This is a genomic window from Paenibacillus alkaliterrae, from assembly GCF_021532375.1.
In the GTDB taxonomy this organism is placed as follows: Bacteria; Bacillota; Bacilli; order Paenibacillales; family Paenibacillaceae; genus Pristimantibacillus; species Pristimantibacillus alkaliterrae.
In genome coordinates, this window is sequence record NZ_JAKGAP010000002.1 from 60,255 (window position 1) to 76,655 (window position 16,401).

Consider the following 16,401-nt stretch of genomic DNA (forward strand, 5'->3'; position numbering starts at 1 on the left):
GTTTCTACATGATTAACGGCTGTAGAACTCGACGATTTGTTTCTCGTCGATATCTTGGGAAAGCTCACCGCGATCAGGCATGCGGATAAATTTACCTTCCATTGCTTGATCATTGAACTCCAAGTAGTTCGGAAGGTGATGACGGCCTTCCATAGCTTCTTTAATTGTTCTTAGGCTGCGGCTGCGCTCGCGCAGGCCGATTACATCGCCAAGAGAAACGCTGTAAGAAGCGATATCCACTTTCTTGCCGTTTACCGTTACGTGACCATGCGATACCAACTGACGAGCTCCTGCACGGGAGTTGGAAAGGCCAAGGCGGTAAACGAGATTGTCAAGACGGCTTTCAAGGAGGCCCATGAAGTTTTCACCGGCTTTACCTTTCATTTTTGCCGCTTTGTCAAACAAGTTGCGGAATTGTTTTTCGTTCAAGCCGTACATGTGACGAAGCTTTTGTTTCTCTTGCAATTGAACGCCATAACCGCTAAGCTTCTTGCGTTGGTTAGGGCCGTGTTGACCTGGTGGAAATGCGCGTTTTGCAAGTTCTTTACCTGTACCGCTCAAAGAGATTCCAAGGCGGCGGCTTAATTTAAATTTAGGTCCTGTATAACGTGACATACGTAATGTTAACTCCTTCATCAAATAAATTTGTGAATGGGAATGTGTTTCGCCGAATACGTTCAACGTCCGAGCACGCTCGTCCCTGTCAGGCTAGTCAGCCGCTGGCCTGCAGCGAACGTATTTCATGAGGGTGACACAAAACCGTACGCCCATCTATTCATCAATAAATAATATATGAACGATACTGTAGTTGTCAAGATTCCAGCTTGAAATTTACACATAAACTAAGGGAATCGAAAGTCCTATATTTTGTGGGCATAGTAGTGCAAAACTCTTACAAATGAAGTATGATGATTGTATTATTAAGCGTAAAATGGGAAGCTCATCTCCTTGGTTGACACATGGAAGGGTTGGGTGCTGCATGGACGATCGGATAAAAAGCAATTTTCCTCCTCAAATAAAGTCAACAATGGTTGAAGTGTCATCTGAATTACAATCGATTTGGTTCCATAGCGAAGATTTTAGAGATGCGGACGAGCCCATGCTGCCATCGTTGCTCGAGGACAGCTTTGAACAGTGGAGCACAGAAGCCGCTGGTTTAGCGCTATTTCAAAATGGACAATTTGCTTTATTTAATAAAGAAGGGCATGAAATCATAGCGACAGTGCCATTACTGGCTTTAATGGGCGAGGGGCGTGACGCTGCTGCGGCTGCTGCTGTCGCCGATGCGTTGACGAGCCGGCAGACGGCTGCATTCGAGGCAGCGGCCCATTTCGCAGTAGCCGTACCTCAACGCAGACGAGTTGACGGAGCCGTATTCAGCGTAATCGCTTATGTTACGACAACCGATTTTGTTCAAATTAGATCTGAGGTCGAGGCATGCGCTCTTCATTTCCGCAGCTGCTTCTATCGCAAATTCGAGGAGATCTACATCAAAGACATGCTCCTTCAGCAGCAGAGAGCCGAGAAGGAAGCGATCCGGAAGGAAAGCTTATTTCATACCGCCAAACAGCTGTATAATCAGATAGACGTTGCCTCGGTCCTATCGGAATTGCTTCGAAGCTTAGAACAATTATACCCCCACTCGGAAGTGCATTTATATTTGTCGCAGGATCATTTGAATGGAGACCCGCGCGTAAAGCCGTTAGTATTCAAAAATGCAGAGCATGATATTGTGGCTAAAGCTTTCTTGAACGGAAGTTCGGTAACCGAGCATGATCGGGACGGAACGATAAGGCTGGCGGTCCCCATGACAGGTAAGCAGGCCGCATACGGCGTTCTCTGTATGACCATCGGTCCAGGCAAATGGGATGAAGCGGATTTGCCGGCATTCCTGCTTCTTGCTGATACTTCGGGCTCAGCTTTTGAGAATGCTAAATTATATGAACAATCTAATTTATTGATTAATGAGCTCCGGCTTATCAATGAGCTTACGAAACGGTTAAATCAGTCTCTGCGGCTTAAAGAAATATTTCAATTTGCGACTAGTGAGCTGTTAACTATATTTGAAGCGAATTATTGCTGCGTTCTGCAGCTGAATAAAGAAAGTAATCAATTTGTAGTCATGTCCAGTAATATCCCTGCTCTTGCGAGTGAGCAATTTTCCCCGGAATATGGTTTCTGCGGGATGGTCTACCGAACGAAGGAGCCTATGATTATTTCCGATTATTGGCATACAAGAGTAGTCACCTCGAAGCTAATGGATAACACAGGGTCAAGATCGTTGATTGCCGCTCCAATTATGGTTGACGGCGAGGTGGTGGGCGTTATTCTCGTAGCTCATAAAGCGCCGAATTTTTTCTCCTATGAAAATTATAAATTGCTGCAGGTGATGAGTACGCATATCGGCCTAGCCCTCACGAACGCATCCTTGCATGCGGAAGTGCGTAGAATGGTCATTACAGACAATTTAACGGGTTTGCATGCCCGGCATTATTTGGATGAGCAAATTCAAAATCGGCAACGGAAGGATCCTTTCGGATCTTTAATCCTTGTCGACATTGATCATTTCAAGAAAGTAAACGATACGTACGGTCATCAGGTTGGTGACCGGATATTAATTCAAGTAAGCGGCATTATATCTGCAGCAATCAGACAAGGCGATATTGCGGCACGCTGGGGCGGCGAGGAGCTCGCGGTTTACTTGCCGGGAATTCGTGCAGAACAGGCTTACCGCATCGCTGAGCGTATTCGAATGCATGTGGAGGGACAGACCGACCCGGTCGTCACCGTTTCCTGCGGCGTTTCCGAATGGACGTACGAGGATGATAAAATTAGCGTTGAATCGTTATTCTATAGAGCGGACATGGCGCTCTATGAGGCAAAGGGAAATGGAAGAAATTGTATTTTTATTGGATAAAACTAGGATGGATGTTAGCTATCATCCTTGTATCCGCCACGAGGGCGCCGTTTACGGCGTCCTTTTCGTGTTGCTGATTTTATTTAGAATAAGGAACTGAAAGGATAGGGAACCTATCATAGTAACAGGACGGACGGGAGGACTGGCGCGTGATGCGAATGAAAGTAATCGTGACTTTTTTATGGATCGCAGGATCTATGATGTTCCTATTTGGGTGCGGAAATACCGCTGGTCAACGATCACCTGAAGAGTTGCTGTCTTTATCTTACTCGGGTCTTGCTGCTACGGATCAATATGCGTTCACAGGCTCAATGAGCATAAAAACGGCTGACGGATTCGAGTTCAAGCCGCAAATTTTTGAAGGGAAAGTCGTCGATCACAAGCAGTTGACTTTGCAGACGAATAGCGAGGACACGCTGCACTGGAATCCCGTACAAGTGCTTGAGGCGCTGAATGAATCGAATGAGGAAGTAAGCTTGGTTAACGGCAGTAATGACCCGGAGACCGTCACCCTGCATATTGCCGAGAATCAGGCCGCCTCTAAAGAAAGATGGGAGCAAAGGCTTCGTCAAGAGCTTGAGCGTCTAAGGGAAAATGTTTCTCTCGAGGATCGTTCCTATAAAGACGAGTGGCAGAAGGAGCTGGAGCGGTCGGAGAAGCAATTAAACGATATGCTGAAGACCATGAAAGCCGTAACGGTGTATGAGCTCGTAATAGACCGGGATCGGCTGCTGCCCCTCAAAATGGACGAGAAAACGGTATTCAGCTATACCTACAATGGAAAACCGCTTTCAGAGGAAAGGCATACGACTGTACGGTTTCAATCGTTTGACGGTGCGTCCAGCGATACTGTTCAACGGACGCTCAGTCATGTTACGATGGATTTGTTAACCAGCGACAGTTAGAAGGAGAGGGATTACCATGCGCGATCCACGATTGCAAAAGCTAGCTCAAAATTTAGTCGGATATTCCATCGATGTCAGGCCTGGAGAAAACATATTAATCGATATGATTGGCTCAGAACGCGAGCTGGCGAAATGCTTAATCGAAGAGGTAGCCAAGCGGGGCGGGAGACCATTCGTAGAAACGAGTGATCGTTCCGTTCTGAGGACGCTGCTGCTGCACGCCTCGAAGGAGCAGATGGAGCTATGGTCTGCGCTCGATCTGGAGCGAATGAAGAACATGCAAGGCTACATCGCGGTTCGAGCAGGAGAGAACGTGAATGAGCTTGCGGGAATCCCGGATGCAAATATGCGACTGTATGAGCAAATCTATAGAAACCCCGTACATATGGAGCAGCGCGTCAAAAAAACGAAGTGGGTGGTGCTGCGTTATCCGAATGCGTCGATGGCGCAGCTTGCCAATATGAGCACGGAAGCATTTGAAGACTTTTATTTCGACGTATGTAATTTAGATTATGCGAAGATGGATAACGCGATGGATCCGCTGCAAGCGTTGATGAACAGAACGGATCGCGTTCGCATTGTTTCACCGGGTACTGATCTACGCTTTTCCATAAAAGGCATCGGTTCCAAAAAATGCTCCGGGCACCGGAATATCCCGGACGGCGAAGTGTTCACAGCTCCTGTCCGCGACTCAGTACAGGGGACCATTACTTACAATGCGCCTAGCGTATATTCCGGCGTGACGTTTCAGAACATCTCATTCACCTTCGAGAACGGCAAAATCGTAAAAGCGGAAAGCAATGATACGGCCCGTTTGAACGAAATTTTGGATATGGACGAAGGCTCGCGTTATATCGGCGAATTTGCTATCGGCTTTAATCCGCATATTTTGCATCCGATGAATGATATTTTGTTCGATGAGAAAATTGCCGGAAGCCTGCACTTTACTCCAGGTCAGGCCTATGAAGAAACGGATAACGGCAATCGTTCCTCCGTGCATTGGGATTTGGTGCTCATTCAACGTCCGGAGTACGGAGGCGGCGAAATTTATTTCGATGATGTGCTTATTCGGAAGGATGGACAATTCGTCCTTCCTGAGCTTGAAGGCTTGAATGCCGATCATTTGAAATAAGGGTCTGAATGTACAGATTTATGATGTATGAAATGGAAAATAAAGCGGTTTTCTTTTTTTCTCTTGCTGGATGTTTAATTTCGGGTTATCATGGTGACAAAGGTAAGCTTTACTAAAATATTTGGAGGGATCACCCATGTCCAACAATGCAGCTATTGTAGAAATTTCCCAAACGGCTAGCCAATTTACTTCTTCGATCGTTCTGCAAGCCGAGAGCAAATATATCGATGTAAAAAGCATTCTCGGACTGTTCACTACATTAGTTGGAGGACACGCCTACGAACTGCATGTACACGGCCCTGATGCCGAGGCAGCAAAGAAAGCAATGGCTGACGTATTCGCTAAACATAACTTGAACGTAACTGTAATCACAGATTAGCAGCATGATACGAAAACAGAAAAGCGCTCCTTCTTTTAAGAAGGAGCGCTTTTCTGTTTTCACCTTGTATAATCCCTCTTTTTCGTCTAATATAAAGGGTATAGAAGACGGCGGATACGCGCATAGGGGGGAAAACGATGTCTTCACCGGAAATTACGGTACAATTGCATGAGAAAGCGTTTCGTCTTCTTCAGGAAGATGCGAGTAAAATAGAAAAGTTAATCGAAGTCCAGATGGAGAACTTGACTACTCGTCAATGCCCGCTGTACGAAGAAGTATTAGATACACAAATGTATGGATTCTCCCGCGAGATTGATTTTGCCGTTCGTGCCGGTTTAATAGCCGAGATGGCGGGCAAAGAAATCGTAAACAGGCTGGAGAGGAATTTGGCTTTGCTATATGAAGCATTGGAAAGAAAAGAGTAGTCTCCTATAGGGGCTGCTCTTTTCTTACTGATCATCATATATTGGAATAAGGTCGTATATGAACTTTACCAATAAATAACAGATTACCATGTCCGTTTAAAAGCACTGTTCTTGCTTCACCACTTGCCATCCATTACAATAAACATATATGGAAAAATGAGGAGTGAGTCACATGAATGAAGAACTTCAAACAGGTATTATCCGAATTTCTGATGATGTAGTAGCGACGATAGCTGGACTCGCAGCACTTGAGACACCCGGCATAGCAGCCATGTCGGGCGGTATATCCGAAGGACTCGCCAAACGGTTAAGCGGTAAAAATGTGCAAAAAGGCGTTTCTGTTGAAGTAGGGCAGCTGGAAGCAGCAATCGATCTTCGTATTATTGTCCATTACGGAATTCCAATTCAAGAAGTTTGCCGTCAGCTTCAGTTGAATGTGCGGGAGTCGGTCGAGAACATGACAGGCTTGAATGTCGTTGAAGTGAACGTTAAGGTAGAGGGTGTTGCTTTCAAAGAGGATGATGTTGAAGAGCAACAGCAGCAGCGGTTGAAGTAATTTGCAGAGCATAAATAAAAGACGGTAACTCTTGTATCAGAGATTGCCGTCTATTTATTTATGCGCGGTATGTTCGGGAATTGGCCTGTTGTTTTAATGGCTTTTCCACTTTGTTCGATTCTCTTGAGATACTCAGCAAAACGCCCATACTCATCAGGGTCACAAGCAAAGATGATCCGCCATAGCTGATGAAAGGCAGCGTAACACCCGTTAGAGGAATTGCGCCCGTCACGCCGCCGATGTTAATAAACGCTTGCATCGCGATTAATCCAATGATCCCGACGCCAACGACCGTACCGTATTGATCGGGCGAGCGAAGAGCGACAATAAGCCCGCGCCATAAAAATAATAAATAAAAGAGAAGGAAAAAAGTGCTTCCGATAAAGCCAAACTCTTCGGCGATAATCGAAAAAATGAAATCGTTATACGGGTATTTTAGGTAATGTAATTTCTGTATGCTCTCACCGAAACCTGCACCGGTTATTCCGCCGTGACCAAGCGCCTGCAAGGATGAAACCAACTGCCAGCCGGTTCCTTGCGCATCGGCAAGAGGATCTTTAAAGGCTGTAAAGCGATCGATTCTGTACTGCCACTTTTCTTGCCACGTATCAGGGGAAATGGCCATTGTCAGGCTAATAACTACGGTAAAGAATAGAACAACAGCGCTTGCTGTAAGAAATACATGTTTAAGGTTTGCTCCGCCTGCCATAATCATAATGGTAGCGCAAGCTGCAATGACCAAGCACGAGCCAAGATCCGGCTGCAGCATAATGAGACCGCATATAAAGCCAACAATGACAATGACGGGAAGCAATCCCTTTTTAAAATCGCGGAACTTTTCTCCTTTTTTGGAAATAAGCGCTCCGAGATACAAGATTAGAGCTAGCTTAGCTGGTTCCGTGGGCTGAATACCGAGATTGCCAATACCGAACCAGCTTCGGGCTCCGTTTATCGATTCGCTTACGAAAGGAACGAGCATAAGCATAATCATGACGGGTATAAAGAAGAGCATAAATGCTTTCTTGTATATCTGGTAACGCAGGTTCATCATAAACAGCATAATAAAAGTGCCAAGTCCAGCCCACATGAGCTGGCGTTTCGTAAAGTATAATGCATCATTAATCCTTGGATCCACAACTGCCACGCTTGAGCTTGCACTGAACACCATCACAAGCCCGAAGCCGACAAGCAGAAGAGTTAAAATGAGAAGCAGAAAGTCCGGTCTTCCACGGCCACCGTTCTGCGCAGCTTTCATATTTGCCCCGTTACACTAACACTAACAGCTGTTTCAATTGCTGTAATCTTTGCGTTGCCGTATTCATGATTGGCTGCGGGACCGGAGATTCATACTCCATGCCGTGAGGAAAGGTTGCCCGCCCGATATACACGGACTCGATCACAAGTACAGCATGAGGCGATTCCAGCTTGCCTTCAACCGCGCGAGTTGCTATTCTCAAAAAATAATCGGAGCCGCTGGCACGGTCCTCGAGCTTCAAATCGTATGTAGCGCGATAATATTCCCATTGCCAGCGGACAAATCCAACCTTCTCGGCTGATTCATCTAAATGGTCCAATTCGCTTTTAACACCGTTAAGTCCGGTATTTTCAATAATCATGGTAGTTCCTCCCAAAGGTTTTGTGAAGCAAAACTGACTTTGCAAGCATATGCTTCCAGTTCAAAAGACAGAGTTGTACATTCTTTACTCATGATAGTATGTTTCCCCAGCTAGCGCAAGCCTTACTCCGGCTATACGCGGACTTCAAAAGTGACATTTTGACGAAATATATGATTCGCCTCCGAACCATTATGGATAAGCTTTCTTAATTCAGCATTTATCTGTTAAACTATATGGAACCATCTGATATAACGTTGTAGGGAGGTTTGCGATATGCAAACAGAGGATATCGTAGATCAAGCGCTTCAGAAGCTTTATCCAAACATGATTCGTTGGCGCAGGCATCTTCATCAATTTCCGGAGCTGTCGTTTCATGAGAGAGTAACAGCAAGCTGGATTGCTAGCCAATTGGCAGAATTAGACTGCGAAGTACGGACAGGTGTAGGCGGACATGGCCTAATTGCAGTCATAAAGGGAGATAAACCTGGACCTGTTGTCGCTTTAAGGGCTGATATCGATGCTTTGCCAATTCAAGATGAGAAAAAATGTGAATACGCATCCAAGGTGCCTAATGTGATGCATGCTTGCGGTCATGATGCCCATACTGCAACATTATTGGCAATTGCCGCTTATTACACCGCCAATCGCGCAATTATTTGCGGTGAACGCCGATTGCTGTTTCAGCCTGCGGAAGAGGTGACGCCTGGCGGCGCATTGCCGATGATTAAGGATGGCGCCCTCGAAGGGGTGAATGCAGTATATGGCGTCCATTTGTGGACACCGCTGGCGCATGGGCTGGTTGCATCGAAGCCGGGGCCGTTTATGGCTGCGGCAGACGAGTTTATTATTGATATCATAGGACGCGGAGGACATGGCGGCTTGCCGCATCAAGCGATCGATTCGATTATGATCGGTTCTTCTCTCGTCCAATCTGTTCAATCTATCGTAAGCCGCAACGTCAATCCGCTGCATCCCGCAGTCGTTACGATCGGTTCGTTTCAGGCTGGCTCCACGAACAATATTATTGCGGAGCGCTGCAGGCTCAAGGGAACGGTGAGGTGCTTTGACGAGCAAACCAGAATGATGATTCATGAACGTCTGGAATCGCTGATCAAACATACCTGCAGCATGCATAATGCCGAATATGAATATCAGATGCGAATAGGTTATCCCCCCGTTGTGAACGATGAGATCGAGGCAGAACGTTTCTTTAAGGTCGGAGAGCAATTGTTTGGCGATCAGTCCGTTGTGCACTCGGAAGCCATTACGATTGCAGAGGATTTCTCATATTATCTGCAGCAGGTACCTGGCTGCTTTATGTTTGTTGGGGCGGGCAGTGAAGAATGCGGTGCGGTCTTTTCCCATCACCATCCGAAATTCGATATAGACGAGAGAGCGATGTTCCGCGCTGCGCGATTGCTGATTGGCATGGCAGAAGACTATGCAAACGAATTTGTCAGATCTTAATATCGGCAGGCGGGGATAAGCCCTCATGCGATCGGAGATGCTAATTCTCGAATCACGACTCAAGGAGGGCTTTTTATGAAAACAGTGAAACAGATTATGTCCACAGATTGCGTTACCGCTACGCTGCAAGATAATGTGTATGAACTGGCTGTGAAGATGAAGCAGTTTGACATTGGATTCGTTCCAATCGTAGAGGGCAGGAAACTTGTAGGCGTCGTGACTGACCGGGATTTGGTTGTTCGCGGCTACGCGGAGAAGCATTCCGGTTCTACGGCTGTGACGGAAGTGATTACGAAAGACATCGAAACGATTACATCCGATACGACCGCAGATGAAGCAGCTAAGATTATGGCGGCTAATCAAATTCGAAGATTGCCGGTGGTTGATAACGGTGAACTGGTCGGCGTGTTGGCTATCGGGGATTTAGCTGTTCGGGAAATTTTCGTTAATGAAGCCGGCGAAGCGTTGAGCGCTATTTCCGAGCATGAGCCATCACCGGTCCATTCTTAAAAGGAATATGAAAAATAAGACTGCCCCGTCGCTGGGGCAGTCTTATTTTTGGTGCGGAGCTTATTGTCGTTACTCGTCTTCCCATACAGCAACTAGCTCGTTATTCGCATTATAAAGCTCGGCAGGGTCTGATTCGCTGTTGTTCCAAATATTTGATGCTCCCCACTCTAAAGCGTTTGTGACGGGTGCTTCGGATTCTTCCGCAGAGGAAATGAGTACTTTTTGCTTCGGCGCCAGCTCATAGGGTCCAAAAGGATAGGTTTGATTGCCCCGTACGCTAACAAGCTTCCAGCCATCCATCGTAATCGACTCATTCGTCGTATTCGTTATAGTAACAAGCTCTGCCCGCTTGTCGACCTCGATCACTATGCCGCTGCGAGCGGCCTTCTTGACTGGGATATCCGTATTGTCCGAATCGGATGCATTTCTCCAGATCCCTTGTTTATTTTGCTTGGCTTGCTGTTCAATCTGTTTGTAAACGTTTTCCATTTTCACGTTGGGCTCGACAATAAGAACCTTTGCGAGACCTTGCTCGAGTAACAGCTCATTTAATATTCGTCCATCTTTCAACTCGACAATCGCGAGCGTGCGTTCATATTTGTCGGTAAGCTCCTTGTCGAAGGTGAGTCTTACCTTCTTGGATTCATTTAACAGCTGTTCCGTATAGGCGGATGCTTCCGGTCCAAAAGGCTCGACAGGACTATTCGGCTTTTTGGTTTCCGGCGTGTCCACGTACAGAAGACGAATTGTAGTTATATCGTCACCCGTTTTTATTTTGAAAGTATCCCCGTCTACAAAGTCGTATACGGAATACCATTGATTCGATTGTACGGCGTTTGATGAAAGGTCGGCAATGGCCGAGCAGCCCGCAAGCGGCAAACCAATGAGCATGAGGAAAATGATTATGTTTCTTTTCACAGCTGAAGTACCTCCGACACATTTAGCTATATATTAGATGATCTTATCACTATAACACATTTTTCTCATAAATAACGTAAAGAGTATAGATTGGGTTTAGCATAAAATAGACGAAAACCTTTCATACTGACAATAGAGATACTCTGTTTAGATTTACGTTAGGAGGAGGAAGGATGCACGGGCGCGATGACAAGCCTTTGGTTGTTCAGTCGGATTTAGTAATTTTGCTTGACGAAAGTACGCCGAATGCGGGACAGGTCAGAGAGAAACTGATCCTGTTTACCGATGCGGTAAGAAGAGCGGGTTCGATCCATACTTACCGGATGACAGCATTGACGTTATGGAACGCCGCGGCTTCAGGAATAAGTGCCAATGACATTGTCGGCTGGCTGAGCGAATACGGGAAGTACGAGCTGCCGTTTCAAGCAGAAGCAACCATAAGAAGGTTAATCGGCAGATATGGCTGCTTAAGCTTAACGATGGATTCTGGAAAGCTCCTGTTTCAAGGGGAACCGGCTTTGATGGAGCAAATATATAGGCATTCGTCCATCATTGAATATGTGCAGAACCGATTAAAGCCGAATGAATGGGAGCTCTGCAACGGCTGCAGGGGAGTCTTTAAGCAGGAGCTGACGCGTCTTGGGTATCCGGTGATCGATAGGGCCGGCTATCACTCGGGCGAGGCGCTTGCTGTACATATTCGGGAGCATACACTCCGAAATCGTCCCTTTCGCTTAAGGGATTATCAGAAGGAAGCTGTAAAGCAATTTTATAAGGAAGGAACGGTGCAGGGGGGAAGCGGCGTAATCGTGCTGCCCTGCGGCGCCGGGAAAACCATAGTCGGTATAGCAGCTTTAGCCCAGCTCAGCAGTGCGACTCTTATTTTGACCTCAAACAGCACGTCGGTCAAGCAGTGGAAGGAGGAGCTGTTGGATAAAACATCGTTAACGGACGCAGAGATTGGCGAGTATTGCGGCACTTTGAAGCAGGTCCGTCCGGTTACGATCGCAACATATAATATTCTGACTCACCGCAAATCGAAGGAAGCTGCTTTCTCCCATATGAGGTTATTTTCGGAGCGCGATTGGGGTCTAATCATTTATGATGAAGTTCATTTGCTTCCCGCGCCCGTTTTTCGAATGACAGCGGATATACAAGCTACCAGAAGACTTGGGTTAACGGCGACGCTCGTTCGTGAGGATGGCTGCGCGGAGGACGTATATTCGTTAATCGGCCCCAAGCAATTCGACATGCAGTGGAAGTCGGCGGAAGCGGGTTCTTATATCGCTTCTGTCTCGTGTACGGAAATAAGAGTGCCGCTGCAAAAAGAAAAACAGGAGCTTTACCGTGACGCCAGCGCCAGGTCAAAGCTTAGGTTAGCCGCTGAAAATCCCGGTAAAATTCCAATTGTGCAACGGCTGCTGCAAGAGCACGCAGGCAAGCCGACTTTAATTATTGGACAATATTTGAATCAATTGCATGAGATTGCCGACAGACTTAAGGCGCCGCTGTTGACGGGAGAGGTTCCGCAGCAAGACAGACAGCTGCTATATGAACGGTTCAAAACGGGAGCCATCTCGGTTTTGGTCGTTTCCAAAGTTGCTAATTTCGCGGTTGATCTCCCTGATGCGGCGGTGGCTATACAGCTTTCGGGAAGCTTTGGCTCAAGGCAGGAGGAGGCGCAGCGGATTGGCAGGCTGCTTAGGCCCAAGGAAGGAAATAACTCGGCTTGGTTTTATACGATCGTAACCGATCAAACGAAGGAAACGGAGTTTGCTATGAGGAGACAGCTATTTATGCTTGAACAAGGATATCAATATGAGAGGCTTAGTTTGCCGATTGACGGTATCGCCGCCTTGGAGGAGGCTGCTCAATGAACATACAACAGCTCTTGGGCAAGCTGAGCGAACAGCGTGAGGAGCGGTTTATTCTAGCAGATGTTTGGCGGCCCGCCATGCAGCGCGGACTTAGCTGGAGAGAGGCCGCCTTAGACCGTGAGGCTGTACAGTCGGCTGCAGAGCGCCTATCGGCCAATGCTTTGCTCGTTTTAAAAACGATGCTCCGTTCTTTCGCCGCAGTACCCGCTCAGGAAGAACGTCTGATAACGGCTGTTCGAAAACATACTGGTTTGTCAGGCGCTGAATGTCATATGGGTCTTGTTGAATTAGAGGAAGCCGGGATTTTATTCTCTGTCCGGAAAGTGTGGGGGGAAAAAATATTTTTCATCCCGGTCGACTGCTTTAGCATCTGGCAGCAATCATTATGGCCATTCCAAACCGATCCATTGTCTTCCGCTAATCAAGAAAAATTAATTAACGGCAAAATACGGACTCATTGCAGGCCGCTCGGAAGACAGCTGCTTTCCGCTTTCGCTGCTTTAGCCCAAAGCGGGCTGGAGCTTACGAAGAAAGGAGCGCTCTCCAAGAAGACGGTTGCCAAGCTGGTGCAGGTTGTTGAGCTTGATGAGCAATGTCTTCACCGCTTCGGGCTGAAATGGACTCATCGGGAGCTCTATCCGCTGAAGGCTGCATTTATTTTAGAGGCGGGTGCAGCGATCGGATTGCTTCAATCGGGCGAGGGAGCATTGAAATGGAAGGAAGATTCGCTTACAAGCTGGCTGGAGCTGGACGAAGGCAGCAGGGAGCGTCAGTTAATGGATTGGTGCCTAAGGCTGCTCCTTCCGGCCGGAGGAGCAAGCTCGCATGCGGCAGCTGCTTTGATCGGTTTAGAGGCCCGTTTATGGTATTCCGAACGCGACGTGGAGGAATGGTTAAAGAAGACCCGCGTTGAAACATTCATGAATGCCGACTTGAATGTCCGCTGGCCCGCTCCTTGCTGGTATGAACTGTTCCACAGTCTAGGCTGGATGGAACTTGTTGATTGCTGCGGCTCAGACGGCCGCGAGCGTCTGTTCAGGTGGAAAGGATCTTATTCCGCGCATGCCCGCGGCAGCGCTGCGGTCGAGGTGAATCCTCATTATATAACCATACAGCCCAATGGTGAATTAATAGTCGAGCCCAGCTGCCCCTTTACGATTCGATGGGAGTTGGAATTGCTTGCCGAACGAGTATCGGATGAGCAAGTAGCCGTATATCAGCTTAAACCCGTTACGGTTGCGCGGGCATTGGAAAATGGAAGAACAAATAAATCCATTCAGTCCTTCCTTATGGAGGCATCCGGCAGTGACTCCTTGCCTTCCGCTTTCGAAGCATTGATGGAGGTGTGGACCAGCCGGGCATGCCGATATTCGTTTGCAGAGGCCGTCTTGCTGCGCTGCGACAGCGAACAGATGGCAGAGCTGGTTGAGAAGGATTCCGAAATGGCTCCTATGCTGTTGGCTAAGCTCGGAGCATCGGACTTTATGGTCGACAAGTCACAATTGGATGAGATTAGACGCCTGCTGCAGCAGGCGGGTTATCCGCCGCGGAAGGGCGTTCAATCCTATCCCGAAACCGATCATAAATGTTATCCTTTCGTTAAGCATTTGGCAAAAGCTTCACGAAATTCGGCGTTGACCTTCACACCAGAAATTAAGTCTGCAGATACCTTTATTTATGAAACATGTCCACTGCATCATTTTGAATTGACGGACGGCAGCGCCTCCGAGAGTATGCAGCCTTTTTTGCAACTGGAGCAAGTGCCTGCGATCTGGACGAAGCAGCTCCGCTCGTATCACCATTCCACAAGAAAAGAGCTCATTGAGCAGGCATTGGAGTGGCAAACGCCTGTTCAACTGCGAATCGAACAGGAGCTGCGTTCATTTGTGCCTGAGAGAATTGAGCAGCAAAATGGGACCTGGGCGGTTGTCGGGCTGCTGAGGGATGAGCAGGAACGACAGCTGATTCGTCTGACTCCCGACATGTGGGAAGAGATGCGTCTCGTTATTCCCGGCCTCGCCGATCCAACATAATCTCTATCTATTGGCTAAGCGAGTATGGTATGATAATGTAGAAATTAGCGAATTGGGATGGGGTGGATGAATGCCTACTGCTGAAGAGTTGGCGGCCGTTCAGATGGAACAACCGCAAGGCGTCGTTTCTTCGCTAGATATGGCGTCGCTATTGCTTTGCGCCTACGAGTTAGGGGATTGGATAAATCAATCGGCGGAAGTTGCCGAATATTTATATTGGAAGTCGGTCGTGAATGAGGACGATGAAGTGAAACAAATGACGAAGCGATTCGCGAAAGCGAAGGAACTGTTCGTCGAATGTGAACGTTTTGGCCGCTTTCATCCCGATTACAACGAAGCGAAAGATAAAGTGAAGCTAATCGAACGTGAGCTTAGCGAGGTCGAAAGCGTTCGCCGCTTCAAACTTGCCGAGCAAGTCGTGGATGAAATGCTTTTCGACGTATCCCGTACGATTGCCGAGTCGGTTTCGGACAATATTAAAGTGCCGGGCAACGAGAAGGCCGGCGGCGGAAGCTGCGGCAGCGGCGGTTCATGCAGCTGCGGCAGCGGCGGCTGCGGTTAAATCGAATAGATTACGAAGCAGGTTTGCTGCGCAAACCATAGCGAATGCTCACGAAGCAGGTTTGCTGCGCAAACCATAGCGAATGCTCACGAAGCAGGTTTGCTGCGCAAACCTTTTAGGAGGGACGAGATGTTACCGGATCGAACGGGTTATATTATATGGGTTAGTGATTTGAAGGCGGCGAGATCACTCGAGAGATTCGGATCCGTACATTATATGTCACGTAAGATGCATTACGTCGTTATGTACATGAATGCGGAGCGTTCGGAAGAAGCCGTAAGACAAATGGGAAAACTGCCCTATGTTCGCAAGATTGAGCGATCGTACCGCAACGAAATCAAGACCGAGTACAGCAAAGACAGTGAAGACAAAACAAGGTTCTATAGTTTGTAGCCTGCAGGGGCCGGCGATTCCAACCCTGATAATTTTAACTTACGTTGGGTTTGGCAATAATGAGATAACAGACGCTTCTCAGCATGATTTTATCGCTGAGAGGCGTCTTTTTCATAATTATATCCAAAAAGTTGCAAATATGGTCTGACTTTAATTTTTTGTTGTAAATACGGACAATCATGGTAAAATGGTATTAAATTCATAGGATAAAAGCCCTGGTTCTTTGGAAGGAGTAGGTTGCGTAATGAAAGATAAAATGACGAGAAGATGGAGTACATATGAGTCGTTTTATATCGATTTGGGGGATAAGAAGGTAGCGGATATCGTAATTACGAACCATGCTAAAAGCCGCTGGCTGGATCGAATCGAAAGCGAGAAAACCGGTTTCGAAGACATTGCCGAGTTTTTGTGGGAATGCTTGAAGCAAGGCCGGATCGCGCCTTATTACCGCAACGAACAAGATGTGTATCTCATTGATAACGATCTCGTGTTTGTCGCGGAATTTTCTGAATCAATCACGGAAACGGATATTATCGGAAATCCTTTACATAAGATGATCATTGTTACCTTTTTGGGACGTATGTCTGAAACAATTGAACTTAGGGACCTAAAATCCTATTATTCGTGGTTGCGCCATTCCCGGAGAATGACGCTTGTGAAAAGCAGCAGGAAGCGCAAGTAAGGCACATTAAAAGTTGAATATAAATGAAG

General features: G+C 47.2%; 17 protein-coding genes. 13 read left to right on the forward strand and 4 right to left on the reverse strand.

Going from position 1 to position 16,401, the window contains the following annotated elements; translation table 11 throughout:
* Nucleotides 1–12 precede the first annotated feature (12 nt).
* Nucleotides 13–615, reverse strand: a complete 603-nt coding sequence (gene rpsD / locus L1N85_RS00355) for a 30S ribosomal protein S4 (protein WP_235234313.1) — start codon at nt 613–615, stop codon at nt 13–15.
* Nucleotides 616–979: 364 nt separating this feature from the next.
* On the opposite strand from rpsD, the gene L1N85_RS00360 reads away from it, so the two are divergent.
* The 6 genes from L1N85_RS00360 to L1N85_RS00385 all read left to right on the forward strand — a co-directional run bounded on the left by L1N85_RS00360 (nt 980) and on the right by L1N85_RS00385 (nt 6,314).
* Nucleotides 980–2,917 (forward strand): sensor domain-containing diguanylate cyclase, encoded by a 1,938-nt coding sequence (locus L1N85_RS00360; protein WP_235233479.1) that lies wholly within the window; start codon nt 980–982, stop codon nt 2,915–2,917.
* 149 nt (nt 2,918–3,066) lie between these two features.
* Nucleotides 3,067–3,822, forward strand: a complete 756-nt coding sequence (locus L1N85_RS00365) for a hypothetical protein (protein ID WP_235233480.1) — start codon at nt 3,067–3,069, stop codon at nt 3,820–3,822.
* A 16-nt stretch (nt 3,823–3,838) separates the two neighbouring features.
* Nucleotides 3,839–4,954 carry an aminopeptidase gene (locus L1N85_RS00370; protein ID WP_235233483.1) on the forward strand — a complete coding sequence of 372 codons (1,116 nt, stop codon included), beginning with the start codon at nt 3,839–3,841 and terminating at the stop codon, nt 4,952–4,954.
* 136 nt (nt 4,955–5,090) lie between these two features.
* Nucleotides 5,091–5,333 (forward strand): HPr family phosphocarrier protein, encoded by a 243-nt coding sequence (locus L1N85_RS00375; RefSeq protein ID WP_235233485.1) that lies wholly within the window; start codon nt 5,091–5,093, stop codon nt 5,331–5,333.
* A gap of 137 nt (nt 5,334–5,470) precedes the next feature.
* Nucleotides 5,471–5,758 (forward strand): YlaN family protein, encoded by a 288-nt coding sequence (locus L1N85_RS00380; protein WP_235233487.1) that lies wholly within the window; start codon nt 5,471–5,473, stop codon nt 5,756–5,758.
* Nucleotides 5,759–5,930: 172 nt separating this feature from the next.
* Entirely contained in the window at nt 5,931–6,314 is a 384-nt protein-coding gene (locus tag L1N85_RS00385) for an Asp23/Gls24 family envelope stress response protein (RefSeq protein WP_235233489.1), read from the forward strand.
* Nucleotides 6,315–6,372: 58 nt separating this feature from the next.
* Here the strand turns inward: L1N85_RS00385 and ftsW are convergent, their stop codons facing one another.
* Together ftsW and L1N85_RS00395 are read right to left on the reverse strand one after the other, a co-directional pair.
* Nucleotides 6,373–7,569 carry a putative lipid II flippase FtsW gene (gene ftsW / locus L1N85_RS00390; RefSeq protein WP_235233491.1) on the reverse strand — a complete coding sequence of 399 codons (1,197 nt, stop codon included), beginning with the start codon at nt 7,567–7,569 and terminating at the stop codon, nt 6,373–6,375.
* Nucleotides 7,570–7,579: 10 nt separating this feature from the next.
* The gene (locus L1N85_RS00395) at nt 7,580–7,930 is read right to left on the reverse strand and encodes a YugN family protein (protein WP_235233493.1); all 351 of its coding nucleotides are present in this window, start codon (nt 7,928–7,930) and stop codon (nt 7,580–7,582) included.
* Between the two features lie 273 nt (nt 7,931–8,203).
* Here L1N85_RS00395 and L1N85_RS00400 point away from each other — a divergent pair, with 273 nt between their 5' ends.
* Together L1N85_RS00400 and L1N85_RS00405 are read left to right on the forward strand one after the other, a co-directional pair.
* Entirely contained in the window at nt 8,204–9,397 is a 1,194-nt protein-coding gene (locus L1N85_RS00400) for an amidohydrolase (RefSeq protein ID WP_235233498.1), read from the forward strand.
* A 75-nt stretch (nt 9,398–9,472) separates the two neighbouring features.
* Nucleotides 9,473–9,907, forward strand: coding sequence for a CBS domain-containing protein (locus tag L1N85_RS00405; RefSeq protein WP_235233500.1), 435 nt, complete (start codon nt 9,473–9,475; stop codon nt 9,905–9,907).
* A gap of 69 nt (nt 9,908–9,976) precedes the next feature.
* Here the strand turns inward: L1N85_RS00405 and L1N85_RS00410 are convergent, their stop codons facing one another.
* The gene (locus L1N85_RS00410; protein ID WP_235233502.1) at nt 9,977–10,825 is read right to left on the reverse strand and encodes a thermonuclease family protein; all 849 of its coding nucleotides are present in this window, start codon (nt 10,823–10,825) and stop codon (nt 9,977–9,979) included.
* Nucleotides 10,826–10,998: 173 nt separating this feature from the next.
* On the opposite strand from L1N85_RS00410, the gene L1N85_RS00415 reads away from it, so the two are divergent.
* The 5 genes from L1N85_RS00415 to L1N85_RS00435 all read left to right on the forward strand — a co-directional run bounded on the left by L1N85_RS00415 (nt 10,999) and on the right by L1N85_RS00435 (nt 16,372).
* Nucleotides 10,999–12,702, forward strand: a complete 1,704-nt coding sequence (locus L1N85_RS00415) for a DNA repair helicase XPB (RefSeq protein WP_235233509.1) — start codon at nt 10,999–11,001, stop codon at nt 12,700–12,702.
* On the forward strand, nt 12,699–14,735 hold the full coding sequence (locus L1N85_RS00420) for a helicase-associated domain-containing protein (RefSeq protein ID WP_235233513.1): 2,037 nt from the start codon (nt 12,699–12,701) through the stop codon (nt 14,733–14,735). The genes L1N85_RS00415 and L1N85_RS00420 overlap by 4 nt, the downstream gene beginning before the upstream one ends.
* Nucleotides 14,736–14,805: 70 nt before the next feature.
* Nucleotides 14,806–15,297: a YlbF family regulator gene (locus L1N85_RS00425; RefSeq protein ID WP_235233515.1), complete on the forward strand. Its 492-nt coding sequence runs from the start codon at nt 14,806–14,808 to the stop codon at nt 15,295–15,297.
* Nucleotides 15,298–15,426: 129 nt separating this feature from the next.
* Complete coding sequence (locus L1N85_RS00430; protein ID WP_235233518.1) at nt 15,427–15,690, forward strand: YlbG family protein; 264 nt, start codon at nt 15,427–15,429, stop codon at nt 15,688–15,690.
* A gap of 244 nt (nt 15,691–15,934) precedes the next feature.
* Nucleotides 15,935–16,372 (forward strand): hypothetical protein, encoded by a 438-nt coding sequence (locus L1N85_RS00435; protein WP_235233520.1) that lies wholly within the window; start codon nt 15,935–15,937, stop codon nt 16,370–16,372.
* Nucleotides 16,373–16,401: the final 29 nt, after the last annotated feature.